13 protein-coding genes are annotated in these 24,244 nt (G+C 73.7%); 3 read left to right on the top strand and 10 right to left on the bottom strand.

The window, feature by feature from the left end; all coding sequences use genetic code 11:
• Positions 1-15: 15 nt before the first annotated feature.
• The 8 genes from WBK31_RS17085 to WBK31_RS17050 form a co-directional block, all read right to left on the bottom strand.
• Positions 16-1,293, bottom strand: coding sequence for a cytochrome P450 (locus tag WBK31_RS17085; RefSeq protein ID WP_364052073.1), 1,278 nt, complete (start codon positions 1,291-1,293; stop codon positions 16-18).
• A 54-nt stretch (positions 1,294-1,347) separates the two neighbouring features.
• Positions 1,348-1,593, bottom strand: coding sequence for an MbtH family protein (locus WBK31_RS17080; RefSeq protein ID WP_378788637.1), 246 nt, complete (start codon positions 1,591-1,593; stop codon positions 1,348-1,350).
• Between the two features lie 21 nt (positions 1,594-1,614).
• Positions 1,615-3,309, bottom strand: coding sequence for an ABC transporter ATP-binding protein (locus WBK31_RS17075; protein WP_406675207.1), 1,695 nt, complete (start codon positions 3,307-3,309; stop codon positions 1,615-1,617).
• 1 nt (position 3,310) lies between these two features.
• Positions 3,311-14,221 (bottom strand): amino acid adenylation domain-containing protein, encoded by a 10,911-nt coding sequence (locus WBK31_RS17070; protein WP_406675206.1) that lies wholly within the window; start codon positions 14,219-14,221, stop codon positions 3,311-3,313.
• A gap of 70 nt (positions 14,222-14,291) precedes the next feature.
• A complete protein-coding gene (locus WBK31_RS17065) occupies positions 14,292-16,088 on the bottom strand; it encodes an ABC transporter transmembrane domain-containing protein (protein WP_406675205.1) in 1,797 nt (598 codons plus the stop codon).
• 37 nt (positions 16,089-16,125) lie between these two features.
• Positions 16,126-17,130: an iron-siderophore ABC transporter substrate-binding protein gene (locus WBK31_RS17060; RefSeq protein WP_364057417.1), complete on the bottom strand. Its 1,005-nt coding sequence runs from the start codon at positions 17,128-17,130 to the stop codon at positions 16,126-16,128.
• 143 nt (positions 17,131-17,273) lie between these two features.
• Positions 17,274-18,344 (bottom strand): iron chelate uptake ABC transporter family permease subunit, encoded by a 1,071-nt coding sequence (locus tag WBK31_RS17055; RefSeq protein ID WP_364052058.1) that lies wholly within the window; start codon positions 18,342-18,344, stop codon positions 17,274-17,276.
• Complete coding sequence (locus tag WBK31_RS17050; protein ID WP_406675204.1) at positions 18,341-19,360, bottom strand: FecCD family ABC transporter permease; 1,020 nt, start codon at positions 19,358-19,360, stop codon at positions 18,341-18,343. Before WBK31_RS17050 ends, WBK31_RS17055 begins: the two co-directional genes overlap by 4 nt.
• Positions 19,361-19,462: 102 nt before the next feature.
• Here WBK31_RS17050 and WBK31_RS17045 point away from each other — a divergent pair, with 102 nt between their 5' ends.
• Positions 19,463-20,542 (top strand): alpha/beta hydrolase-fold protein, encoded by a 1,080-nt coding sequence (locus WBK31_RS17045; RefSeq protein ID WP_406675203.1) that lies wholly within the window; start codon positions 19,463-19,465, stop codon positions 20,540-20,542.
• A gap of 72 nt (positions 20,543-20,614) precedes the next feature.
• Here WBK31_RS17045 and WBK31_RS17040 read toward each other — a convergent pair whose 3' ends face one another.
• Positions 20,615-21,562 carry a methionyl-tRNA formyltransferase gene (locus WBK31_RS17040; protein WP_364052049.1) on the bottom strand — a complete coding sequence of 316 codons (948 nt, stop codon included), beginning with the start codon at positions 21,560-21,562 and terminating at the stop codon, positions 20,615-20,617.
• 111 nt (positions 21,563-21,673) lie between these two features.
• Between WBK31_RS17040 and WBK31_RS17035 the strand changes: the two genes are divergently transcribed.
• Both WBK31_RS17035 and WBK31_RS17030 read left to right on the top strand, forming a co-directional pair.
• Positions 21,674-22,990 (top strand): lysine N(6)-hydroxylase/L-ornithine N(5)-oxygenase family protein, encoded by a 1,317-nt coding sequence (locus WBK31_RS17035; RefSeq protein ID WP_364052046.1) that lies wholly within the window; start codon positions 21,674-21,676, stop codon positions 22,988-22,990.
• 190 nt (positions 22,991-23,180) lie between these two features.
• Entirely contained in the window at positions 23,181-23,762 is a 582-nt protein-coding gene (locus WBK31_RS17030) for a TetR/AcrR family transcriptional regulator (protein ID WP_406675202.1), read from the top strand.
• A 25-nt stretch (positions 23,763-23,787) separates the two neighbouring features.
• Here the strand turns inward: WBK31_RS17030 and WBK31_RS17025 are convergent, their stop codons facing one another.
• Positions 23,788-24,186 (bottom strand): NUDIX domain-containing protein, encoded by a 399-nt coding sequence (locus WBK31_RS17025; protein ID WP_406675505.1) that lies wholly within the window; start codon positions 24,184-24,186, stop codon positions 23,788-23,790.
• Between the last annotated feature and the right edge of the window lie 58 nt (positions 24,187-24,244).

Genomic DNA, 24,244 nt, shown 5'->3' with positions numbered 1-24,244 from the left:
GCGCAAGGCGAAGGGTCAGGCGGGGGCGCGGCGCCCGGCGTGCGGGAAGGGAGAGGCCGGGGACGCCAGGGGTGCGGGGCGGGCGGGGACGAGGATGAAGCCGCTGGCCGGGCGGGCGGGCATCCGGCGCAGGGAGATGGTCAGGTCCTGGCGCGGCACCTCATAGTCGAGCCTGGCCAGGCGGGGCGCGACAGCGCGCAGCAGTGCCATGGTGAGCGCTTCGCCGGGACAGCGGTGGCCGCTGTGCGCGTCGCCGCCGCCCTGAGGGATCAGGTCGTACGGGCCCGGCGCGGCGCCGAGAAAGCGGCGGGGGTCGAACGTGTACGGGTCACGCCAGTACCTCGGGTCGTGGTGCTGGCCGTACACGTCCAGCAGGATCAGCGACCCGCGGGGGATGTGCGTGCCGCGCCAGTCGAGCTCGCGCGCGGCCCGGCCGCCGAGCAGCGGCGCGAACGGGTAGAAGCGCCGCAGCTCGTGCGCGAACGCCTCGGCGAACTCCGGGTCGCCGCCGGCCAGCCGGGCACGATGCTCGGGCCGGCGATGCAGGGCGTGCGCCGCGTACGTGATGAGCCAGGAGACCGCCACGGTCGGCCGCAGCACGTTGAGCAGCTCCACGGCCGCCACGCGCGGGGGCAGCGGCCGGCCGCCGGCGTCGCGGTGCACGGCCACCACCTCGGCGGCGGAGTCGGGCGGCGCCTCCTCGCAGCCGTTGCGCAGGTCGCGGACCAGCCGGTCCAGCCAGGCTTCGCGCCGCCGCCGCGCCTGCCTGGCCCGCCAGTGCCGGGGCCCGGCGGTGCCCAGCCCGTCCACCATCGCGACCAGGTCGGCGGCCAGCTCCGGCAGGTCCTCCTCGTCCACGGCCAGCCCGGTCCACTCGCACACCGCCCTGGTCAGCATCAGGGCGCTCTCGTCGAACAGCACCACCGGCCGCCCCTCCCAGGACGCCACCGCGAGATCCCACTCGGTGGTGACGTGCGCGACGAGCGCGGCCACGGCGGGCCCGCTGAACAGCGAGGTGAACATCGCCTTGCGCACCCGGTGTGCGGCGCCGTCCAGGCCGTGCACCGAACCGTGGCCGAACAGCGTGCTCCTGACCGGGCCGGGCAGCGCCGCCCGCCGCTCCACGTTCTCCTCGTCGTAGAAGAAACGCGCGGCGTCGGGACCGCACAGGCCGGTCGCCCGCCGCCCGAGCACGCGCGTGCGCACCACGTCGCCCGCCGCCCGCCTGCGCAGGTCGGGGAGCCAGGCGTATCCCTTGAGCAACAACATCAGCGTCTGGTCCACAACAGGCATGCGGCGCGTCTGCCCCGACCGGCGGCTCGTAAACAGTCGGGAGATCAGGTCAGGTCACGTGTCCACGTTTCCGGCGCTCCCGGCGCTCCCGGCGCTCCCGGCCCTCTCGGCCAGCGATCGGGGCCGCAGGTCCGTCCAGTGCGTCTCGATGTACTCCAGGCAGGCGGCGCGGGTGGTCTCGGGCAGCACGACGGTCCACCCGGCGGGCACCGGCGCGAACGACGGCCACAGCGAGTGCTGGTTCTCCGGGTTGACCAGCACCAGGAAGCGGCCGTCCGCGTCGTCGAAGGGGTTGGTCATGCTCGTTCCTCTCTAGGTGTTTCACCTGGCGACGGCCAGGCGGTAGGTGTCGTCGCGGGACAGCAGGTCACGGTGGGCGCCCTCGGCGGCGATCACGCCGCCGTCCAGGACGAGGACGCGGTCCGCCGCGTCCAGCAGCGCCGGGCTGCCGGTGATCACCACCGTGGTGCGGCCACGGCGCAGCGCGGCCAGGTTGCGGGCGATGAGCTGCTCGGTGACCGCGTCCACGGCCGTGGTCGGGTCGTGCAGCACGAGGATGGCGGGGTCGGCGGCGAGCGCGCGGGCCAGCGACAGGCGCTGCCGCTGCCCGCCGGACAGGTTCGCGCCGCGGTCGCGTACGGGATGGTCGAGCCCCTCCGGGTGCAGGGCCACGACGTCGGTCAGCATGGACGCCTCCACCGCCGCCGCGACGTCGCGGCCGGTGCCCGACGGGTCGATGTTGCTGCGCAGCGTGCCGGCGAAGATCTCCGCGTCGTACGGGTTCACCAGCAGATGCTCGCGCACCCCGGTGACCGACAGCTCCCGGATGTCCCGGCCGCCGATCCGCACCACGCCCTCGTATGCGCCGGGCGGCACCCGCGCCCCCAAGACGGCGACGAGGTCGGCCGCCGCGCGCTGGTCGTAGGCGGCGATCGCCACGAAGGAACCGGCGGGCACGTGGAACTTCAGCCCGTCGAGCGCCCCAAAGCGCAGGCCGTCCACCTCCAGGTCGCCGTCCGGAGGCGGATGCCCGGAGCCGGGCGCCGCCACCGGCGGCGCGGCCAGCACCAGCGCCATCCGGTCGGCCGACGCCCGCGCGACCGTCACGTACTTGGGCATCTCGGAGAACAGCTTGAGCGGCTCCATGATGAACTGCGCGAGCCCCACCGCCATGACCAGCTCCCCGATGGAGATCTCCCCGGACAGCGCCAGCCAGCCCGCCGTCAGCGTCACGGCGGCGGCGAGCAGGGTGTTGAGCGCGAGCGCGGTCCCGGCGTACGCGCCTGCGGCCTTGGCGACGGTGATCGCCTGGTCGCGGGCGTGCGCGCTGACCTTCCGGTACGACAGGAACGCCGCGTGCCCGCCGCCGAAGCCGTGCAGCGGGCGCAGGCCGCTGATCAGGTCGGCGACCTTCGCGCCCGCCCGCGCCACCCTGGCCTGCTGCTCGCGGGTGCCGGCGCCGATGCGCCGCGACAGCACGCTGAGCGCCGACAGGATGGCCGCCGTGCCGGCGATCACCAGCAGGCCGAGCGGCATGCTGGCCATGCCCAGCGCCACCGCCGCCACCACGACCGCGACCAGCGAGCTGATCAGCAGCGGCACCACCTCGATGATGTCGGCGGTCTGGTCGGCGTCCTCGGTGGCGATGGTCAGCACCTCGCCGGACTTGAGCCCGGTGTCCCTGGCGACCGGCTGCAGCGCGCAGGAGGCGATCCTGACCCGCCAGCGGTGCGCCTCGGTCGTGTTGGCCTTCTGCAGGATGCGCATCCCGAACCGCCACGACAGCGACACCGTCGTGACGATCACGGCGAGCGCCGCGATCGACAGGGCCAGCGAGCCCAGGCTGCGCTCCTGCAGCGTGTGCTCGACGATGAGGCCGAGCGCGATGGGGAAGGCGGTCTCGGCCGCCTGGTACATCCCCATGAGCAGGGTGCCCGCCGTCATCGCGCGCGCGTTGCGGCGCAGCGCGGCGCGCAGCACGTCGGAGCCCGTGCGCACAGGAGTCTCTTCGGTCATGTCAGGAGTGCTCATCGATGTGGCGGGCCAGCGCTTGCGGGGTTCTCAGGGTGAACAGGTCGCGTACGGTGACGACCGGGCCGAACTCGCGGCGCAGCAGACCGGCCAGCCGCAGCGCGAGCATGGAGTGCCCGCCCATGGCCAGGAAGTCGCTCACCGCGCTCACCTCGTCGTCGTCCAGGTCGAGCGTCTCGGCGAACAGCGCGCACACCACCGCCTCGGTCTCGGTCGCGGGCCCCCGCTCGCCCGCGGAGGTCAGCGCGCCGAGCGGCTTGGCCTCGGGCAGCGCCCTGGTGTCGGCCTTGCCGTTCACGGTCAGCGGGATCGCGGGGACCTGCGCGTAGTGGGTGGGCCGCAGGTAGTCGGGCAGCGCGGCGCACACCTCGGCGGCGACCGAGGTGAGGTCCGCGCCGTCCAGCACGAGGTAGGCGGCCAGCCGGTACGCCCCGTCAACCCCCGGGTCGGGCTGCGCCACCGCCGCGGCGAACCGCACCGCCGGATGCGCCGCGAACGCCGCCTCCACCTCGCCCGGCTCCACCCGGTGTCCCCGGATCTTGACCTGCTGGTCGGTGCGGCCCAGGTAGGCGAGGTTGCCGTCGGGCCGCCGCAGCACGAGGTCGCCCGTGCGGTACATCCGCTCGCCCGGCTCGCCGAACGGGCAGGCCACGAACCGGTGCGCGGTCTGCCCGCTCTGCCCGAGGTAGCCGCGCGCGATGCCGATGCCCGAGACGTACAGCTCGCCGGGCACCCCGTCGGGCACCGGGCGCAGCCACGGGTCCAGCACGTACACGTCGGTGTTGTCGATCGGCACGCCCACCACCGGGTCGGCGCACTCGAACGTGCCCACGCCGAGCGTGTTGATCGTGTACTCGGTGGGCCCGTACAGGTTGTAGCCGCACGTGCTCTCGGTCTCGGCGAGCCGCGACCACAGGCCGGGCGTCACCGCCTCGCCGCCGAGCAGCACCAGCGCGGGCCGCCGCGCCGGGTCGTCGAGCAGCCCCTCGGCCAGCAGCTGCTGGGCGTAGGTGGGGGTGACGTTGATGACGTCGATGCCGTGCTCCAGGCAGTACGCGACCAGCCGGGGCGCGTCCCTGCGCAGCTCCTCGTCGCAGATGTGCACCTCGTGGCCGTCGGCGAGCCACAGCAGCTCCTCCCACGACATGTCGAACGCGAACGACACCGTGTGCGCGATTCTGAACACCCGGTGCCCGTGCTCGGCCAGCACCGGCTCGAAGATGCGGCGCTGGTGGTTGAGCAGCATGTTCGTCAGCCCGGCGTACTCCGTCACCACGCCCTTCGGCCGCCCGGTCGAGCCGGAGGTGTAGATGACGTACGCGGGGTGCCGCAGCCGGTCGGGGTCGCCGGGCGCGAACGTCACGTACGGCTCCGCCTCCGGCAGCGGCCGGTCCAGCTCGATCAGCTCCGCGGCGGTGCCGCGCAGGCGGGACGCGACCGCGCTCACCGTGAGGACGACGTCGGGGCGGGCGTCGGCGACGATCGCGGCGATCCGCTCGTCCGGGTGGTCCAGCTCCAGCGGCACGTACGCGGCCCCCGTCCGCAGCACGGCGAACAGCGCCACGATCGAGTCGAGCGAGCGCGGGACGGCCAGCGCGACGGTCCGCTCGGGGCCGATGCCGCGCCGGGCGAGCACCCCGGCCACCGCCCTGCTGCGCTCCTTGAGCTGCTCGAACGTCATCGACGCGCCGCCCGCGACGAGCGCCGTCCGGTGCGGGGAACGCTCGGCCGCCCGGTCGAACAGGTCCACCACGGTCTCGGTGCCGACGTCCGTACGCGGGCCCGGCACCGGCGTCGGGCCCAGGCCGGGCAGGGCCGCGACCGGGCCGCCGGCGCGGGCCAGCTCGTCGAGCAGGAGCAGGTAGTCGTCCAGGAGCCGCTCGGCGCGCGCGGTGTCGCCGTCGCGGTACTCCAGCTTCACCGTCAGCCGCTCGCCCGGCGTGACCACCCAGGTGAACGGGTAGTGCGTGGAGTCGTCGGCGCGCACCTCGACGATGCCGTGCCGGGCGTTGATCTCCTCCAGCGCGTCCAGGTCGAGGAAGTTCTGCAGCACGAAGAGGTTGTCGAACAGCGTGTCGTGGCCGGTGTCGCGCTGGATGTCGCCCAGCCCCAGGTGCTCGTGCTCCATCGCGGCGGCCCTGGCCGCCTGCACCTCCGCCAGATAGTCGCCTACGGTGCCGGCCGGGCGGGGCCGCGTCCACATCGGGACGGTGTTGAGCAGCACGCCCACCATGCCGTCCAGGCCCGGGAACTGCTGCCCGTCGCGGCCGGAGACGGTGACGCCGAAGACCGCGTCCGAGCGGCCGGTGTGCGCGCCGAGCAGCAGGCCGAACGCGCCGGTCAGCACCGTGTTGAGGGTGACGCCGTGCGTCCGCGCCGCCGCGCGCAGCCGCTCCGACCGCTCGGCGGACAGCGTCCGTACGAGCGCCTGCGGCAGCCCGTCGCGCAGCTTCGGCGCGGGACCCGCGAGCAGCGTCGGCCCGGGCAGGCCGGCGAGCTGCTCGGCCCAGAACCGCCTGGCCGGCGCGGGGTCGCGGGCGGCGAGCGCGCGGGCGTACTCCTCGAAGCCCGGCGTCGCGGGAGCCGGGTCGAGCGGCCGGCCGGCGAGCACCGCCTCGTAGGCGGCGAACAGATCGCGCAGCACGATCTCGCGCGACCAGCCGTCCCACAGCAGCAGGTGGTAGCTGAGCAGCAGCACGTCCCCGCCGCCCGGGCGGCGCAGCACGGTCATCCTGATCAGCGGCGGATCTTCAAGGTCGAAGCCGGTGGCCCGGTCGCGGGTGCGCAACTCCTCGGCCTCGGCGTCCGACGCCACCTCCACGGTCCGCACCTCCACCCGGCGGCCCGCCGCCAGCACCTGGACGGGCACGCCGTCCGCGCCGGTGGTGAACCCGGCCCCGACGCCGGGATGCCGGGCGATCACGTACGCCATCGCGCCGGCCAGCGCCTCGGGGTCCAGGCGGCGGTCGAAGGTGAAGCAGCTCTGCGCCACGTAGTGCCCGGAGGGGCCGGAGAGCTGCGCCTGGTAGAACAGGCCCTGCTGCAGCGGGGTCACCGGCGCGGTCCGCTCGGCCGCCGCCGCGGCCCGCGCGACCTCGCCGACCGCGTCCCGCCAGTGCTCGGCCAGCTCGTCCGGTACGCCCTCGGCCAGCGCGAACGTGGCACGCAGCGCCCCGGTGCCCGCCTCCAGCCAGGCGTCCGCCTCGACCGCGTAATGGCAAGGCGCGTCCCCCGTGACCTCCACCGCCTGGGACTCGCTGCCCTGGCCGAGGTAGTTGAAGAGCACCTGCGGCCGCCCGGTCAGCAGCGGGGCCGTCTGCGGGTTGAGGTAGCGGAGCCGCCCGTAGGCGAGGTGCGCGTGCTCGTCCGGCTGCCGCTCGGCCAGCTCGCGCGCCGCCGCCACCGGGTCGGTGTGCGGGGCCAGCCGGACGGGCGCGATCGAGGTGAACCAGCCGACCGTGCGCGTGTAGTCGTGGTGCGGCAGCACCGGGACCCGGCCGTGCCGTTCCAGGTCGATCGCCAGATCATCCGGTACGTCCTGGACGCGGGTCAGCGCGGCCCGCAGCGCCCCGCACAGCAGCTCGGTCACGCCGACGCCGAGCGCGGCGGGCGCGTCCCGCGTGACGGCCGCGCTGACCTCCGGCGCGACCTCCACCGTCACCGTCCGCCGCCCCCCGGGCGTGCCGGGCAGCAGCGGGGGCGCGTCCAGGGTGGTGAGCCAGCGGCCGAGGGAACCGGTGCCGTGGGCGGCGGTGGCGGCCAGGGCGTCGGCGTAGTCCGCGTACGGCGTCGTCTCCGGCGGCAGGCCGGCGCCCCTCAGCGCGGCGGCCAGGTCGTCGAGCAGCACCAGCCAGGAGACCGCGTCCACGGCGAGGTGGTGCGCGGTGACGACGAGTGTCCGGCACGCCTCCAGCCAGGTGAACGCGACCATCTTTCCGGACTCGGGATCCAGCCGCCCGGCCGCCTCGTCCGCCGCCGCCTTCGCGTCGGTCCCGGCCGCCCGGACGACGGCGACGGGCCTCGGCGGCTCGGTGCACGGCGTCCACACGCCGTGCTCGATCCGCAGCCGCAGCCGCAGCGCCGGGTGGGCGGCGACGACCGCGTTCGCCGCCCGCTCGACGTCCGCCAAGCCGGCCTCGTCCGGTACTGCCAGCGTTCTGGCCTGCGCGAACCTGGCCGGCGAGCCGCCCAGCTCGCGCTGCCGCAGCATGATCGGGGTCGGCGCGAACGGCCCGTCCGCACGGGCGGCGGGCGTGGCGGGCGCGACGGGCTGGGGCGCCGGTTCGGCGGGCACGTCCAGGTGCTCGGCGAGCGCGCGCGGCGTCTTGAACAGGAACACCTCGCGCGGTGTGACCGGCAGCCCGAGCGCCCTCGCCCGGTTGACCAGGGCGATGGCCACGATGCTGTCGCCCCCGGCGCGGAAGAAATCGGTGTCGGCGTCCACCTCGACACCCGGCAGCGTCTCGGCGAACACCCCGACCAGCGCACTCACGACGGCTTCGACGCCCGGCGCGGGTGAGGGGTGAGAGGAGGCGGCGTCCGCTTGTCCGGCGGTGCGGGCGGCCAGGGCGGCGCGGTCCAGCTTGCCGTTGACGGTCAGCGGCAGCGCGTCGATCGGCAGCATCAGCCCCGGCACCATGTACGCGGGCAGCCGCGCCCCCAGCAGGCCGGCCCAGTCGTCCGGCACCCGGCCGGCCACGTGCGCCACGAGATGGTCACCGGACGGAGCGACGGTGACGGCCACGTCCACGACCCCGTCCAGGTCCCGGATGGCCGACTCGACCTCGCCGAGCTCGATCCTGAACCCCTTGAGCTGCACCTGGTCGTCGGCCCGCCCGACGAACTCCAGCTCCCCGTCCAGCGTCCGCCGCGCCAGGTCGCCCGTGTGGTACATCCTGGACCCGTCACCGGCAAAGGGATCCGCCACGAACCGCGACGCGGTCAGCCCGCGCCGCCCCAGGTAGCCGAGCGCGAGCTGCGCACCCGCCACGTAAACGGCGCCTGCCCGGCCGGGCGGCACCGGCCGCAGCAGCTCATCCAGCAGGTACGTGACCAGGCCGGGGATCGCCCGCCCGATCGGCGACACGGCGGAGCCCGCGAAGTCCTCGTCGGTCAGCACCCGGTGGGTGACATGCACGGTGGTCTCGGTGATGCCGTACATGTTGACCAGTTCGGGCGCGCGCGTGCCGTACCGCCCGACCCAGCCGCGCAGCCGTCCGAGGTCCAGCGCCTCGCCGCCGAAGATCACCAGCCGCAGCGACTCCATGCGCTGATCGGCGTGCCGGTCGGCCTCGGCGAGCTGGTAGAACGCGGAGGGTGTCTGGTTCAGCACGGTCACCCCGCGCTCGCGCACCAGGCGGTGGAAGTCGGTGGGGGAGCGGGTGAGCGCGTACTCCGGCACCAGCAGCTCACCGCCGTGCGCCAGCGCGCCCCACAGCTCCCACACCGCGAAGTCGAACGACGCCGAGTGGAACTGCACCCACACGTCATCCGGTCCGAACCGCATGTCCGGCCATGTGCCGGCGAGCAGCGACAGAACGGCGGAGTGCGGCACCACCACGCCCTTGGGCCGGCCGGTCGAGCCGGAGGTGTAGATCACGTACGCGGGGTCGTGCGCGGCGACACGCGGCCTGGAGGGGTCGAGCGGCAGGTCGTCGTCCTGGACGAGCACGGGCACCCGCCCGCCGGCCAGCCGCGCCATGCGGTCGCGCCGCTCCCGGTCCGCGAGCACCACCTTGGGCGCGGAGTCGGCCAGCAGGTACGCCAGCCGCTCGTCCGGGTACGCCGGGTCGAGCGGCACGTACGCGCCGCCCGCCGTGACGGCCGCGATGATCGCGACGACCTGTTCGAGCGAGCGCGGCATCGCGACCGCCACCCGGTCGCCGGGCCCCACCCCGGCCGCGCGCAGCGCCGAGGCCAGCCGCTCCTTGGCCTCCCGCACCTCCCGGTACGTCATCGACCGGGTGCCGCCGTCCAGCGCGCACTGGGTGACGGCCACGGTATCGGGGTGCCGCGCGGCGGCGGCGTCGAACAGCCCGCCGAGCGTGATGTGCTCACCGCCATGTGCGGGCAGGGCCGGTGCGGGCTCGCTGACGGGGCCGTCCGGCCGGGTGAGCAACCGGACGAGCGTGCGGGTGAACGTGCCCAGGATGTGCCGCGCGCCCCGCTCCCGCAGCAGCGCGCCGTCGTAGATGAGGGTGAAGCGCGGCCCGCCGCCGGGCTCCCGCGCCACGACCAGGGTCAGCGGATAGTGCGGCGCGCCCTCGTTCACGACCTCGGTGATGATCAGATCGTCGCCGGGCCTGCGCAGGCTCGCCACGTCGGTGGCGACGTCGAACACCACGAGCGTGTCGAACAGCGGCCCGCCGCCCGCCGCCCGCCCGATCGCGGTGAGCGAGACGTGCTGGTGGCCGCGCACCGCGCTCTGGTGCGCGCGCACGGACTCCAGCAGCTCGCCCGCCGTGGTAGCGGCGTCCCACCGCGCGCGCACGGGGATCGTGTTGATCAGCAACCCCACCATGTCCTGGACGCCGGGGACGTCCACCTCCCGCCCGGACACCGTGGAGCCGAACACCACGTCCGTGCGCTGCAGGATGCCGCCCAGCGTGGCGGCCCACGCGCTGTGCACGGCCACGCTCAGCGGCACCCCCGCCGCCCGAGCGGCCTCGTCGATGTCGGCGTCCGGGATCTCGGTGACGTCGGCGTACCGGTCCGACGGGGTGTGACCCTCGGCCACCAGCGAGGGGCCCGCCAGCCCGTCGAGCTGCTCGCGCCAGACCCGCTCGCTCCCGGCGTCGTCCCGCCCGGCCAGCTCCCGTACGTACGCGGCGAAGCCGTCGTCCGCGTACCCGCTGCCCGGCCGGTGGTATTCGTCCAGCAGCGCCCGCAGCATCACCGGCACCGACCAGCCGTCGGCGACGATGTGGTGCACGGTCTGCACCAGGACGTGCCGGCCGGGGCTCCGGCGGATGAGCGTGTACCGCATGAGCGGCCCCGTCGCGAGGTCGAACCCGGCGCGCCGGTCCCGCTCGGCGAGGTCACGCAGCTCCTCGTCGGTGATGCCGGGCCGGTCCAGCGTGGAGAACGGCGCGCGCACGCCGTCCTCCAGCACCGAGACGACGCGGCCGTCGGCGAGCGCCACGAACCGCGCCGCCAGGTTCGGATAGAGCGCGAGCAGCCTCGTGGCCGCCGCGGCGAGCCGGTCGGCGTCCACCGGGCCGTCCAGGGTGATGATCTGCTGCTCGACGTAGCCGCCCGCCGATTCGCCGTCGAAGACCGAGTGGAAGTACAGGCCCTCCTGCAGCGGGGTCAGCGGGAGGATGTCGCGCAGCGCGGGGCCGTCGAGGGCGTCCACGTCGGCCTGGGTGAGGACGAGCGGCAGGAAGTCGCTGGGGGAGTGGCCGCCGTCTTGGAGCGCGGCCAGCGACTCGAGCGCCTGCCGGTAGTAGCCGGCCAGCGCCTCGATGTCGGCGCCGGTGAAGACTCCTTCGGGCCAGGAGATCGTGGTGACCAGCTCGTACGCGCCCGTCGGCCCCGGCTCGGCGATGGCGTTGAACTCCAGGGGGCGCGGCAGCCGCATCCCCGGGTCGCGCCGCTCGCCGAGCTGCCCCGTCGCGACCGCGAGCCGCCAGTCCGCCCGCGTGCCCGCCTCGTACCTGCCGAGATAGTTGAACAGCACCTGCGGCGCGGGCGCGTCGAACGCGACGCCGCGCAGGTGGCGCAGCACGCCGTAGGCGAGGCCGTTGCCCGGCACCCCGGCCAGGTCCTCCTTGACCCGCTTCAGCGCCGCCGCCAGGTATGCGGGGTCGGTGAAGTCGTCCGCCGCGCCCGGGTCCACGGTCACCGGGAACAACGTGGTGAACCAGCCCACGGTCCGCGACAGCTCGGGCTCGAACCCGGCCGACGCGGCGACGAACCGTCCCTCGCGGCCGTGCCCCTCCAGCTCGACGTGCGCGAACGTCTGCTCCTGCCCCAGGTCGCGGCGGCGGCGGGCGAGCGCGACGGCCAGCGCGGTCAGCAGCACGTCGTTGACCTTCGCGTGGAACCTCGCGGGCAGGTCGCCCAGCAGCGCGGCGGTCACCTCAGGGCCGACGGTGACGACGTGCGTGCGCTCGCGGGCCACGGTGTCCGACGCCTCCAGCGGCCGCCTGCCCAGCGGCAGGTCCGCGCCGGGAAGCGGGCGGGCGAAGTACGCGCGGCCGGCCGCGAAGTCCGCCGACTCCAGCACCTGCGTCCAGCGCCGGAACGACGTGCCCGCGGGCGGCAGCGCGATCGGCTCCCCGCAGGAGAGCCGCCGCCAGGCGGTGGCCAGGTCGTCCATGAGGATGCGCCACGAGACGCCGTCGATCACCACGTGGTGCGCGGCCAGCACGAGCTGCCGCTCCGCCCGCCGCCACACGGCGCGCAGCATCACGCCCCCATCCGGGTCCAGCGCCGACACGGCCCGGTCCACGCACTCATCAAGGCTCCGGTCGCTCTCCTCCCAGAGCGCGCCGCCTTGGTGAGCAGCGGCGGCGGGGACGTCGAAGCCCCAGCGCTCGCCGCGCACCAGCCGCGCCCGCAGCATGGGGTGCCGGTCGAGCAGGGCGGCGAGCATCGCATCGAGCGCCTCGCCGGTCAGCCCGTCCGGCGTGTTGAGCACCACCGACTGCGCGAACCCGCCGATCGCGTCCGTCGTCTCGCCGAGCCACCGCAGGATCGGCGACCCGGTGATCGGCCCGGTGGCGACGTCGGAGGGGTCGGCGGCGGCGTCCTCCCGCTGGGCCACCGCCGCGAGCGCGCCCAGCGTGGGGGAGGCGAAGACCTGCGCCGCCGTGATGTGCAGGCCCCGCTCGCGCAGCGCGCTGATCAGCGAGATCGCGAGGATGCTGTCGCCGCCGAGCCGGAAGAAGTTGCGGTCCACGCCGACCGCGCCGGCCGCGCCGGTCTCGTCCAGGCCGAGCACGGACGCGACGGCCGCGCACACCGCGCGCTCCTCCTCGGTGGCGGGCGCGACGACCCGCTCGGCCCGCGGCTCGGGGTCGGGCAGCGCGCGCCGGTCCAGCTTGCCGTTGGGGGTGAGCGGGAACGCGTCCATGACGACGACGTGAGCGGGCACCATGTACTCGACCATGTGCCCGGCGGCCCACTCCAGGACGTCCTCAGGCCGCAGGTCCTCGTGGCCGGCCGCCGGGATCACGTACCCCACCAGGTAGGTGCCGCCCGATGCGTGCTTCTTGGCGGCCACGCACGTGTGCCGCACGCCCGGGTGCTCGGCGAGTGCGACCTCGACGTCCTCCAGCTCCAGCCGCATGCCGCGGATCTTCACCTGGTTGTCGGCGCGGCCGAGGAAGTCCAGCGACCCGTCGGGGGCGAACCTGGCGAGGTCGCCGGTCCGGTACAGGCGGGAGCCGTCGGAGGCGAACGGGTTGGCCACGAACCGGGAGGCGGTCAGGCCGGGCGCGTTGACGTAGCCGCGGCCCAGCAGGAAACCGCCGGCGTACAGCTCGCCGCCCACCCCGACGGGCACCGGGCGCAGCTCGTCGTCCAGCACGTACAGGCAGGTGTTGGGGTTGGCCTTGCCGATCGAGGTGGACAGGCGCTCGGCTTCGCCCCGGTAGATGACGTGCGAGACGCCGATCGTCGCCTCCGCCGGGCCGTAACCGTGGTAGAGGGGGATGCCGAGACGGGTGCGGAACCGCTCGTACAGCTCGGGGGTGAGCACCTCGCCGCCGCACCACACGTGCCGCAGGCTGTCCAGGCGACCCGAGTCGCCGGCCATCTCCAGCAGCACGTCCAGCATCGACGACACCAGGTACGTGAACGTCACCCGCTGCTCGGCGATCACGCGGAGCAGGTGGTGGGGGTCGCGCTCGCCGCCGGGCCGCAGCACCACCAGCCGGCCGCCGCAGACCAGCGGCAGGAAGATCTCGTTGATCGAGATGTCGAACGACAGCGGCGCCTTGAACAGCGAGGCGTCGTCGGGCCCGAAGCCGAGGATCTCCTGCGACTGCCACAGCAGCCGCTCGCTGATCGCCTCATGCCGGATCATCGCGCCCTTGGGCCGCCCGGTGGAGCCGGAGGTGAAGATCACGTACGCCAGCGCGGGCCCCGGCACGGTCACCCCGGTCTCGGTGGCCGGGTAGCAGCCGTAGCCCCAGGCGTCGAGGTCCACGGCCACCGCGTCCGGCTCTGCGGGGTCGTGCTCGCCGGTGCGGTCGAGCTGCGCGACGAGCCCGGCGTCGGCGATGACCTGGGCGCGGCGCTCGGCCGGCCAGTGCGGGTCGAGCGGCACGAACGCGCCGCCCGCCATGAGCACCGCCAGCAGCCCGATCACCATCTCGGCCGAGCGTTCCAGCGAGATGCCGACGGTCTGCTCGGCGGCCAGCCCGCGCTCGATGAGGTGGTGGGCGAGCTGGTGGGCCAGCTCGGCGGTCTCGCGGTAGGTGAGCGTGCGGCGCTCGTCCACGATGGCGACGGCGTCGGGACGGGTGCGTACCTGTTCGTGGAAGAGCTCCACGATGGTCGGCCTGACCCGGTCGGCGCGGGTGTCGTTCCATCGGGCGAGCTGGGCGAGCCGGATCTCGATGCTCGACGGGGCGATGGTGCCGATGGGCCGGTCGGGGAAGTCGGCCAGGTCGTCCAGCGCGAGCTGGGCGTCGGCGAGATCGACGCCCTCCGGGACGGCGATGCCGAGGCCGTCTGCCCGCCAGCGCTCCGGTGCGCGGCCGCCGCCCGCCGCCCAGGCCAGCACGTCGGCGAACGGCGTGCCGGGCGTGAGCGCGAGCCCGTCGATGCCGTCCGGCCCGTCCGCCCAGTACGCCAGCCCGATCGCACAGGCCTCCAGCAGAACCCCGTCGGGATGGTCGCCGGCCCGGCGGCGCAGGCCGGCCAGCCGTTCGGGAGAGAGGGAGACCACACGAGTGCTTGGTCGAAGCATGAAGACCTCAGCCGCCCCTTCAGACGTTCGTAAGTAAGGTAAGCCTAACCTAACAATGATCGGCTAACCAGACTCGCGCCAGGCCCGCCAGAGCCGCGCGTACCGGCCGTCCGCGGCCACCAGCTCCTCGTGGGTGCCCTCCTCGACCACCCGCCCCGCCTCCAGCACCGCGATGCGGTCGGCGGTCATCGCCTGCGTCAGCCGGTGCGCCACGAACAGCGCCGTACGCCCCCGGCACGCGGCCAGCACCGCGCGCTCCAGCTCGGCGGCTCCCTGGCTGCCCGCCTCCGCGGTCGACTCGTCCAGCACCACCACCGGCGCCCGCCCCAGCACCAGCCGGGCCAGCGCGAGCTGCGCCGCCTTGGTGCCGTCGAGCCGCTCGCCGCCCTCGCCGACCAGCGTGTCCAGGCCGTCGGGCAGCGCCGACACCCACGGCTCCGCGCCCACCGTGCGCAGCGCGTCCATCAGCTCGGCGTCGCTCGCCTCCGGCGCGGCCAGCCGCAGGTCGTCGGCGAGCGTGCCGGAGAACACGTGCGTCTCCTGTGTGAGGATGCTCACCAGTGCCCGCGCGTCCGCCTCGTCCAGGTCGGAGATCGAGGTCGAGCCGATGCGCACCGCCGGCCTGCGGGGTGCCGATGCCGGCGATGAGCGCCGCCAGCGTCGTCTTGCCCGCGCCCGTGGCCCCGACCAGCGCGAGCGAGCGCCCGGCCGGGATCGTCAGGTTCACATCGCGCAGCACCGGCCGGTCGGAGCCGGGATAGCCGAACGTCAGCCCCTCCACCGTCACCGCCTGCGGGCCGGGGCCCGCAGGGGCGATGTCAGGGGCGCCCGCCAGGCGTTCCTGGGTGGCCTCGCTCAGCACCCCGACCAGCCGGGCCAGGCTCGCGCCCGACTTCTGCGCCTCGTCGAAGGTGAACATGATCGAGCCGAGCGGGTTGAACAGCCGGTGGAACAGCAGCGGCGCGACCGACGCCTCGCCCAGCGTGATCTGGCCGGTCTCCAGCAGCACGTACCCGGCGACGATGATCAGGGTGAGCCCGATGAACTCGGCGCGGTTCTCCCGGCCGACGAACCGGCCGAAGAGCCGGAACACCTGGATGCCGAGGTTCCGCACCCGCCACGACTCGCGGGCCACCCGCTCGCGGAACAGCGGTTCGAGGCGGTAGGCCCGCACGGTGCCGATGCCGTTCAGCCCGCTGATGAGCGCCTGCGCCCGGTCGGCCTGCGCCTCGCGCTGCCGGCGGTAGAGCGGCGCGGAGCGGGGCAGGTACCAGCGCAGCGCCAGCGCGTACGCGGGCAGCGCCCCCGCGCCGGCCAGCCCCAGCCGCCAGTCCAGGCCGAACATGCCGGCCGTGGCGATGACGACCAGCACCGCCGCAGAGAACAGGGTGGGGATCGCCGTGCGGATGCCCTTGGACACCACGGCCACGTCGTCACCCACCCGCGACAGCACGTCACCGTGCCCGACCTGCTCGATCCTGGCGCTCGGCAGGCCCAGCACCGCCCGCACCGCGCCCTCGCGCAGCCGGGCGAGCAGGTCCGCGCCGAGCCGCCCGATCAGGTACGACGACGCAGCGGCGGCCACCGTGCCGAGCAGCAGGGCGAGCGCCAGCAGCACCCCGATCGTGACCAGCAGGTCGTGCGGCTTCCCGGCGATCACGCCGTCCACCACCTGGCCGAGCAGGAACACCGGCAGCACCTGCAGCGCCGCCCCCGCCACCGTGGTCACGGCGGTCGCGGCGGTCAGCCACGGCGTGTCGCGGCAGTGCGCCACGACCCACCTGGCCGCCTCGCGCGCGCTCGCCGTGCGCAGGATGGCGAGGGCGGTCTCGGTCCCGGTGCTCACACCAGGACCGCCGAAGCTTCGCGGGAATGCGTCCTTGTCACGACTCCACCGACTTGACGAGCTCGTCGATCGCGTACGGCAGCGACAGCAGCGTGCTCTGCGACATGGCCGCGCCGATCGCCGGGCCCTCGCTGTCGAGCAGGTACGAGACGTTGCCGTTCTTGACCGCGGGCAGGTTGGCGAACAGCTTGAACTTCTTCAGCGCGTCCTGGTCGGCCTGGTCGGCGATGACGAAGATGTGATCGACGTCCACCAGGTCGATGCGCTCGGGGGACAGCACCGTGTAGAAGCTGCCGCCCGCGATCTCGTCGATCTCCGGCCGGCCCTTGAAGCCGATGCCCGTCACCAGCCGGCCGCGCACGTCGGTGGTGGTGAAGGGCGCGACCGAGTTCTTGTACCAGGACAGCGCCACCGCGGTCTTCCCGGCCCACTCGGGGTGCGCGTCGCGCGCCGCCTTGAGCTTGGCGTCGATCTCCGCGACCATCTTCGCGCCCTCCTCGGCCTTGCCGAGCGCCTTGGCGATGTGCAGCGCGTTGTCCTGCCAGGGAGCGCTGAACGGCTCCTTCTCGGCCTTGGTACGGGCGACCACCGGCGCGATCTTGGACAGCCGGTCGTAGGCCGCCTGGTCGATCTCCGAGTAGACCGCGACGATCAGATCCGGCCGCAGCGCGGCGATCTTCTCGTAGTTGGGGCCCGAGTCGCCGTTGGTCATGACGACCTCGGGCCGGGTGTCGCCCCACTTGTCCTTCACCCAGGGCCACTGGGTGTTGATGTCGGGCGTCGTGCCCGGCGGGTTCGGGTACTGGTCCACCATGCCGACCGGCTTGATGCCGAACGCCAGGACGGCCTGGTCGTCGGTGTAACCCACGGAGACGACCCGCTCGGGGGCCTTGGTGATCTCCGTGGTGCCGAAGGCGTGCTCCACCGTGACGGGGAACGCGCCGCCCGAGCCGGCGGCGGCGCTCGCGCCGGTGGTCGCGTCCGGCTGCTCCGCGGCTCCGGACCCGCACCCCGCGAGCAGGGCCGCGGCGGACAACACCACCGTCAACCGCCGCAGGGTCTTCGCAACTGTGGATCGAGGGGAGAGCATCCGCAAGTCCCTTTGCTGTCGTGCTGTGGCTGCACCACCGACGTGGGGCAGGCAAACCGTAACACGAACTAGTTAGGCAAGGCTAACCTAACTTTCTAGCGACCTCTGGTTCTCCTGAGGTTGGCCCGCACCAGGACGTACACCAGGAACGGGCCGCCGATCGCCGCCGTCACCACGCCGACGGGCAGCGCCACCGGCAGCGCCGTGCGCGCCACCAGGTCGGCGCCGATCAGCAGCAGCGCGCCCGTCAGACCCGAGGCCACCAGCGGCGGCGTCGCGTACCGGGTGAGCCGCATCGCCACCTGCGGCGCCACCAGCGCCACGAACGGCACCGGCCCCGCCGCGCTCACCGCCACCCCGGCGAGCAGCACCGCGCACAGCAGCAGCACGCCGCGCACCATCGAGAACCGCACGCCCAGCCCGGTCGCCACCTCGTCGCCGAAATGCAGCGGTTTGAGGTGGAAGGCCACGTACGCCACCACGGCGAGCAGCGCCAGCCCGCACCACAGCGCCGGCCACACCTCCTCCCAGGTGCGCGAGTCCAGCGACCCGACCAGCCACGCCTGGGCCCTGGCCACGTCGCGGATGTCGGCCGTGGCGAGCAGCCACACCGTGATCGCCTCCGCCACGGCGCTCACCGAGATGCCGATGAGGATCAGCCGCAAGCCGTCGATGCCGCGCCGCCAGGCCAGCAGATACACCAGCAGGCCGGTGCCCAGGCCGCCGGTCAGCGCCGCCGCGGGCAGGCCGACCGTGCCGGCGATCGCCGACGCGGCCCCGCCCGTCACCGTCACCAGGAACACCGCGACCATGCTCGCGCCGCCGGTGATGCCCAGCACGTCGGGACTGGCCAGCGGGTTGCGCGCGATGGACTGCGTGATCGCCCCCGACACGCCCAGCACCACCCCGACCACCAGCCCGGCCAGCGCGCGCGGCATCCGCAGCTCCAAGACCACGAACTCGTCCACCCGCTCGCCCTGCCCGAACAGCGTCGCCACCACCTGCGGCAGCGCGATGGGGAAGTCGCCGAGCGCGATCGACAGGCAGAACACCAGGAACGCCGCCGCCGCGAGCAGCAGGGTCACGCACACCATCCACGGCCGCCACACGAACGACGCGCGGCCGACCCGGACGCCCCGCACGCCTCGAACCAGGGTCCCGATCACGTTTTCCTGAACCTTCCGCGCCACACGAGCGCCGCGAAGAACGGGGCGCCGGCCAGGGCGACGACGACGCCCGCCGGCGACTCGCCGGGCCGCGTCACCACGCGCCCCAGGATGTCGCAGGCCAGCAGGACGACGGCGCCGAGCAGCCCGGCGAACGGTACCAGCCAGCGATAGTCGGGCCCGGTCACGTACCGGGCGATGTGAGCCACCATGAGCCCCAGGAACGCGATCGGCCCGCAGGCCGCCGTCGCCGCCCCCGCCAGCACGGTGATGGCGACGACGCCCACCGTCCTGTTCCGCGCGATGTTCACGCCCATCGCACGGGCCACGTCGTCGCCCAGGTTGAGCAGGTTGATGGCGGGCAGCGTGGTCGCCGCCAGCACCAGCCCCGCCCCGATGAACGCGACGACCGGCCAGATCACGTCGAAGCCCACACCGGCCACGCCGCCCGCGTTCCAGAACCGCAGGGCGTTCAGCGAGGTCTGGTCGGTCAGCGCGATCGCCGTCGTCATCGCGGCCAGGAACACCGCGATGCCCTGCCCGGCCAGCGCCAGCGTCAGCGGGCTGCCCGCGCCCTGGCCGAGGCTGGCCAGCCCGAACACCACCGTCCCGGCCGCCGCCGCGCCCAGGAACGCGAACCACACGTACTGGTACGGGTTCGCCAGCCCGAACAGGATGATCACGGTGACCACCGCGAACGAGGCGCCCGCGTTCACCCCGAGCAGGCCCGTGTCGGCGATCGGGTTGCGGGTGTAGCCCTGGATCAGCGCCCCGCCCACGCCCAGCGCGATGCCGGCCGCGATCGCGAGCACGGTCCTCGGCACCCGTACGGTCTGCACGATGAGCGCGATCTCGGTGAGCCGCTGATCGCCGCCCGCCGCTCCGAACAGGCCCTGCCAGACCTCGCCGAGGCTGAGCGCGCGGGCCCCGACGGCCAGCGACGCGCCCGCCGCGACCACCAGGACCAGCGCGAGCCCGCCCGCGCCGAGAACCCGCCGCCGGCGGGCACGTTTCATCGCAGTCGTGCTCATGGCGACGTCGGCAGTTCCTTCGTGCTGGGAAGATCGGACTTAGGTAAAGCTATCCTTAGTTCGCGGTCGATGGGAAGGGACGCGCGCATGGGAGAGACCTTCGCCCGGTACGGGCTCACCGGCGAACCCGGCACCGAGCAGTTCTGGCAGGCGGCGCGCTCGCCCGTCAGCGCGCCGGACGGCGGCGGCTGGATGACGCTCTTCCTGTGGCGCGGCGGCCCGGCCACCCTCTCCTTCGAGAGCCTGCCGGAGCCGGTGCCGCTGGCCCGCTGGGGCGAGACCGACTGCTGGTACGCCGAGGTCGCCATGCCCGCGCGGCTGCGGGTGACGTACCGGATCCTCACCGGCGACGGCGCGCACGCCGACCCGCTCAACCCCGTCGGCGCGGGCGGCGAACGGTCCATCGCGGCCACCCCCGACGTGCCCGGGCAGCCGTACTGGCCCGCCATCGGCCCCGACGACGTGCTGCCGCTCCCCGAAATCCGCCTGCGCTGGACCAGCGCGCTGCTCGGCGGGCGGCGCACCGTGCGCGTGCATCCGGCGGGCGGTGGCGGGCCCCTCGTGCTGCTGCTCGACGGCGACGACTGGCTGTATCTGCACCCGGCCATGACCGCCTTCGACGCGGCCGTGGCCGATGGCGCGGTGCCGCCCGTCACGCTCGTCTTCCTGCCCGCGCGCGACCGCGAGCACGAGTACGCCTGCCGCCCCGAGCTGTGGCGGGCCGTCCGCGACGAACTGCTGCCGCTGATCGTCGGCGGCGGCGTGCCCGCCGACCTCGGCCGGCTCGTGGCCGCCGGGCAGAGCCTCGGCGGGCTCAGCGCCCTGTACGCGGCGCTGGAGTTCCCCGGCCTGCTGGCCGGGGTCGCCTGCCAGTCGGGCTCCTTCTGGTGGGCGCCCGGGGCGGAAGACCGCACTGACCCGCTCGACGGCCTGCCAGGCGGCGCCATCGCCGCCCGCCTGGAGCGGGACCGCCCCGACCTGTCCGGCCTGCGCGTCGCCTTCGACGTGGGGGAGCACGAGCGCCGCATGCTCCCGCACTGCGAACGCGTCGAACGCCTCACCGAGCAGGCCGGAGCCGCCGTGCGGGTGTCGCGCTCGCCCTCGGGCCACGACCGGGCGGGCTGGCGGGGCGCCCTGCTGCGGGACGTCGCCTGGACGCTCGGGTGATCGTTGGCCGTGTCGAGGGCTTCAGGGCCAGGACTGCCGGGGCCTGGGGTGCCGGGTTCCGGGCCGCCGGGTCTAGGGCCGGCGGGTGAGGTAACCGCCCATGCTGCGGAACAGCTCGGTGGCGGGCAGCTCGGCGCCGTCCTCCGTACGTACCTGCTCGATCACCAGACCGTGAGAGCGCCCCTTGCGCGCTTCCGCGCCCGCCACGATGACCACGCCGTCACCCTCACGGATGAAGATCCGCCCCGGCGTGCCGCCGTAGAAGCCGCGCGACACCGACGCCTTGGTCACCCTGATCCGCTCGCCCTTGTAGTAGGTGAAGGCGTTGGGATACGGGTCGGACTGGGCGCGGACCAGCCGCTCGATGTCCTCGGCGGGCCAGGTCCAGTCGATGTTGCCGTCCTCGATCGAACGCTTGTGGAAGAAACTCGCCTGCGAGCGGTCCTGCGGGGTGAAGACGGCCGTTCCGGAGCCGATGAGGTCGAGCGCCTCGGTGACGATCGGGCCGATCAGGTCCACGGTGCGGTGGAACAGGTCCGTGGCCGTGTCCTTCGGGCCCACCGGCACCGCGCGCTGCACCACGATGTCACCGGCGTCCAGCTCCTCGTTCATCATGTGGGCGGTCACCCCCACCTCCTTCTCGCCGTTGATCAGCGCCCAGATCAGCGGGGAGAAGCCGGCGTATTTCGGCAGCAGCGAGTCGTGCACGTTGAGCGTGCCGTGACGGGGCAGGTTGAAGATCTCCGGCGGGATCCAGGTGCGCCAGTTGTTGGCGACGATGAGGTCGGGGTCGGCCTCCTTGAGCCGGGACATCAATTCCTCGTCGTCCGGCCGGTTGCGCAGCAGCACCGGCACACCGTGGGCCTCGGCCAGCTCGGCCACCGAGTCGTTCCAGATCCTCTCGTACGCGTGCTCGCTCCTGGGGTGTGTGACCACGAGCACGACCTCGTGCTCGGAGTCCAGAAGCGCCTGGAGCGTGCGATGCCCCCAGGTCTGGTAGCCGAACATCACGACCCGCATGGTGTCTCCTTGTCGAGAGGAACCGCTTCGGTTAGGGTGACCTTAATTAGGCAAGGCTAACCTAATTTGGGCCTCGTCTCCATCCCCGGTCCGGTCGTCAGAAAGGCCTCCATGTCCTCCTCGGAGCAGCACGTCCATGACCTCATCGGCATCGGCTTCGGGCCCTCCAATCTGGCCCTGGCCATCGCGCTGAAAGAGCGTCACGGTGACGGAGCCGACGCGGTGTTCCTGGAGAAACAGCCCGCCTTCGGCTGGCATCGCGGCATGCTCCTCGAAGGCGCCACGATGCAGGTGTCGTTCCTGAAGGACCTGGTCACGATGCGGAACCCGGCCAGCGAGTTCAGCTTCCTGTGCTACCTGCGGGAAAAGGGGCGGTTGCTCGACTTCATCAACCACAAGACGATGTTCCCGTCCCGGCTGGAGTTCCACGACTACCTCGAATGGGCCGCCGCGCGCTTCACCGGCCAGGTGGAATACTCCTCCGAAGTCGTCGGCGTCACCCCGGTGCATGTGGACGGCGCCATCGAGTTCCTCGACGTGGTGGCCCGCCAGGGCGACGGCACCCTCGTCACCCGCCGCGCCCGCAACCTCGTGCTCGCCGCCGGACTCGAACCCGTCCTGCCCGACGGCGTGGTGAGCGACGAGCGCGTCTGGCACAGCGAAGAGCTCCTCGACAAGCTGCCCGCGCTGCGCGACCCCCGCAGGTTCGTGGTCGTCGGGGCCGGGCAGAGCGCCGCCGAGGTGGCCGGCCACCTGCACGCGGCGTTCCCCGCCGCCGAGGTCTGCGCCGTCTTCGCCAAGTACGGCTACACCCCCGCCGACGACAGCTCCTTCGCCAACCGCATCTTCGACACCGCCGCCGTCGACCACTTCTACGCCGCCCCCGACGACGTGAAGGAGCGCCTGCGGGCGTACCACGCCTCCACCAACTACTCCGTCGTGGACCTGGAGCTGATCGACGAGCTCTACCGCCGCCACTACCAGGAGAAGGTGCAGGGCAAGGAACGCCTGCGCATCTTCAACGCCTCCCGCCTCACCGACGTCTCGCGCGACGACGACGGCCTGCGCGTCGCCGTCCAGTTCCTGCCCACCGGCGAGCGCACCCTGCTGGACGCCGACGTCCTCGTCTACGCCACCGGCTACCGCCCCACCGACCCGCTCACCCTCCTCGGCGAGACCGGCCGCCTGTGCGAGCGCCTCCCGGGTGGCGGTGTGCGCCTCGGCCGCGACTACCGCATCGCCACCTCACCCGAGCTGCGCTGCGGCATCTACGTCCAGGGGGCCAGCGAGCACACCCACGGCCTGACCTCGACCCTGCTCTCCAACACCGCTGTACGCGTGGGCGAGATCGCCGACTCCCTCGCCGACCGCCTCCACGCCACCTCCTCTTCCTCCTGCGCTCCCGGCTCGGTCCGCTCCCTGGTCTGACCGCCCGTCGCGCCGACCGTCCGTGCCTGGTCGATGGGACGGGTCGCCCCGCCGGCCCGTCCCATCGCCGACGGTTCCACCCGTCGCCGCGCGTTCGCACAGCGCTCCCCGCCTCTGCTGCGCTTTCGCCGCGCGCTCCCTGCCTCCGGCGCGCCGCCGCTACGATTCGCTGCGCCGCACGGCGCAGGCGATGGAGACCCGCGCCGAGATAGCCCGCGCCGCGCGCCGCCTCTTCGTCGCGCGCGGCTGGGGTGCGTCGACCGTACGCGACGTCGCACGCGAGGCCGGGGTCTCGGTGCCGACGGTCTATTCGGTGTACGGCAACAAGACGGGGCTGACCCGGGCGCTGGCGGACGCCGCCGGCCTGTCCGCCGACCTCTCGCGCCAGCTCGCCGAGCTGGAGGCACCGGAGGCGACCCCCGGACGCCAGCTCGCCGCGATGGCGGCCTTCGACCGGCGGCTGTTCGAGCAGGCCGGAGACGTCATCGTGCCGCTGCGCGAAGCCACCCGCACCGAGCCCGAGCTCGCCGCTCTCTACCGCGACAGCCGTGCCCGCGCCGACGAGACCCGCCTGACGGTCTTCTCCTCCTGGCCGGACGGCACCCTCCGCCCGGGCCTGGACGTCCGCACCGCCACCGACATCTACGCGGCCCTGTGCAACATCGACGTCTACACCACGCTCACCGTGGAGCGCGGCTGGTTCCCGGACCGCGTCGAACAATGGTGGGCCGAAACCTTGGCCCGCGAACTCCTCACCTCACCGGCTGGCTGAGAGGCCGCCTGCCCGGAGTGGGGTCTCATGGGGCGGGGCGAAGGGCTCCGGCTTCGATCAGCCGCGGAACCACGTGATGGCGAACCGCCGGAGCCAGCCGAGCCTCATAGCCGTCACGCCCATCGGTCCATCCCAGCGCGGCGAGCTCGGCGGCAGGCTCAGGGCGTCCGGCGAGCGCGGCCGTGAACACTGTCATGCGCATCGGCACACCCTCGAGCGCGGCCACGTCCTCGACCTCGCAGAACAGCTCCGGATCGCGCGGCGCGACGCCGAGCTCCTCCTTCAGCTCCCGCACCAGGGTCTCCTCCGGACTCTCCCCGGCCTCCGGCTTCCCGCCGGGCAGGTAGAACGTCCCCGGCGCGGCCTTCTTGCTGACGACGAGCAGCCGCCCCTGATCAACGACGGCCGCCGCCACCACCCGCATCACACCCCGATCGAACACGCCCGCCAGTATGTCAGCCCGACCAAAGCCCGGCATCGGG

The sequence above is a fragment of the Nonomuraea sp. N2-4H genome, assembly GCF_045291505.1.
GTDB classification, from domain to species: Bacteria; Actinomycetota; Actinomycetes; order Streptosporangiales; family Streptosporangiaceae; genus Nonomuraea; species Nonomuraea fastidiosa.
This window is presented reverse-complemented; position numbering and strand designations above follow the sequence as displayed.

What these genes read in the sequence shown, in the direction of transcription:
- WBK31_RS17025 (WP_406675505.1), bottom strand. Translation starts at nt 24,186, where the DNA reads ATGCGGGTGGTGGCGGCGGCCGTCGTTGATCAGGGGCGGCTGCTCGTC.
- WBK31_RS17080 (WP_378788637.1), bottom strand. Translation starts at nt 1,593, where the DNA reads ATGACCAACCCCTTCGACGACGCGGACGGCCGCTTCCTGGTGCTGGTC.
- WBK31_RS17035 (WP_364052046.1), top strand. Translation starts at nt 21,674, where the DNA reads ATGTCCTCCTCGGAGCAGCACGTCCATGACCTCATCGGCATCGGCTTC.
- WBK31_RS17045 (WP_406675203.1), top strand. Translation starts at nt 19,463, where the DNA reads ATGGGAGAGACCTTCGCCCGGTACGGGCTCACCGGCGAACCCGGCACC.
- WBK31_RS17040 (WP_364052049.1), bottom strand. Translation starts at nt 21,562, where the DNA reads ATGCGGGTCGTGATGTTCGGCTACCAGACCTGGGGGCATCGCACGCTC.
- WBK31_RS17050 (WP_406675204.1), bottom strand. Translation starts at nt 19,360, where the DNA reads ATGAAACGTGCCCGCCGGCGGCGGGTTCTCGGCGCGGGCGGGCTCGCG.
- WBK31_RS17085 (WP_364052073.1), bottom strand. Translation starts at nt 1,293, where the DNA reads ATGCCTGTTGTGGACCAGACGCTGATGTTGTTGCTCAAGGGATACGCC.
- WBK31_RS17030 (WP_406675202.1), top strand. Translation starts at nt 23,181, where the DNA reads ATGGAGACCCGCGCCGAGATAGCCCGCGCCGCGCGCCGCCTCTTCGTC.
- WBK31_RS17075 (WP_406675207.1), bottom strand. Translation starts at nt 3,309, where the DNA reads ATGACCGAAGAGACTCCTGTGCGCACGGGCTCCGACGTGCTGCGCGCC.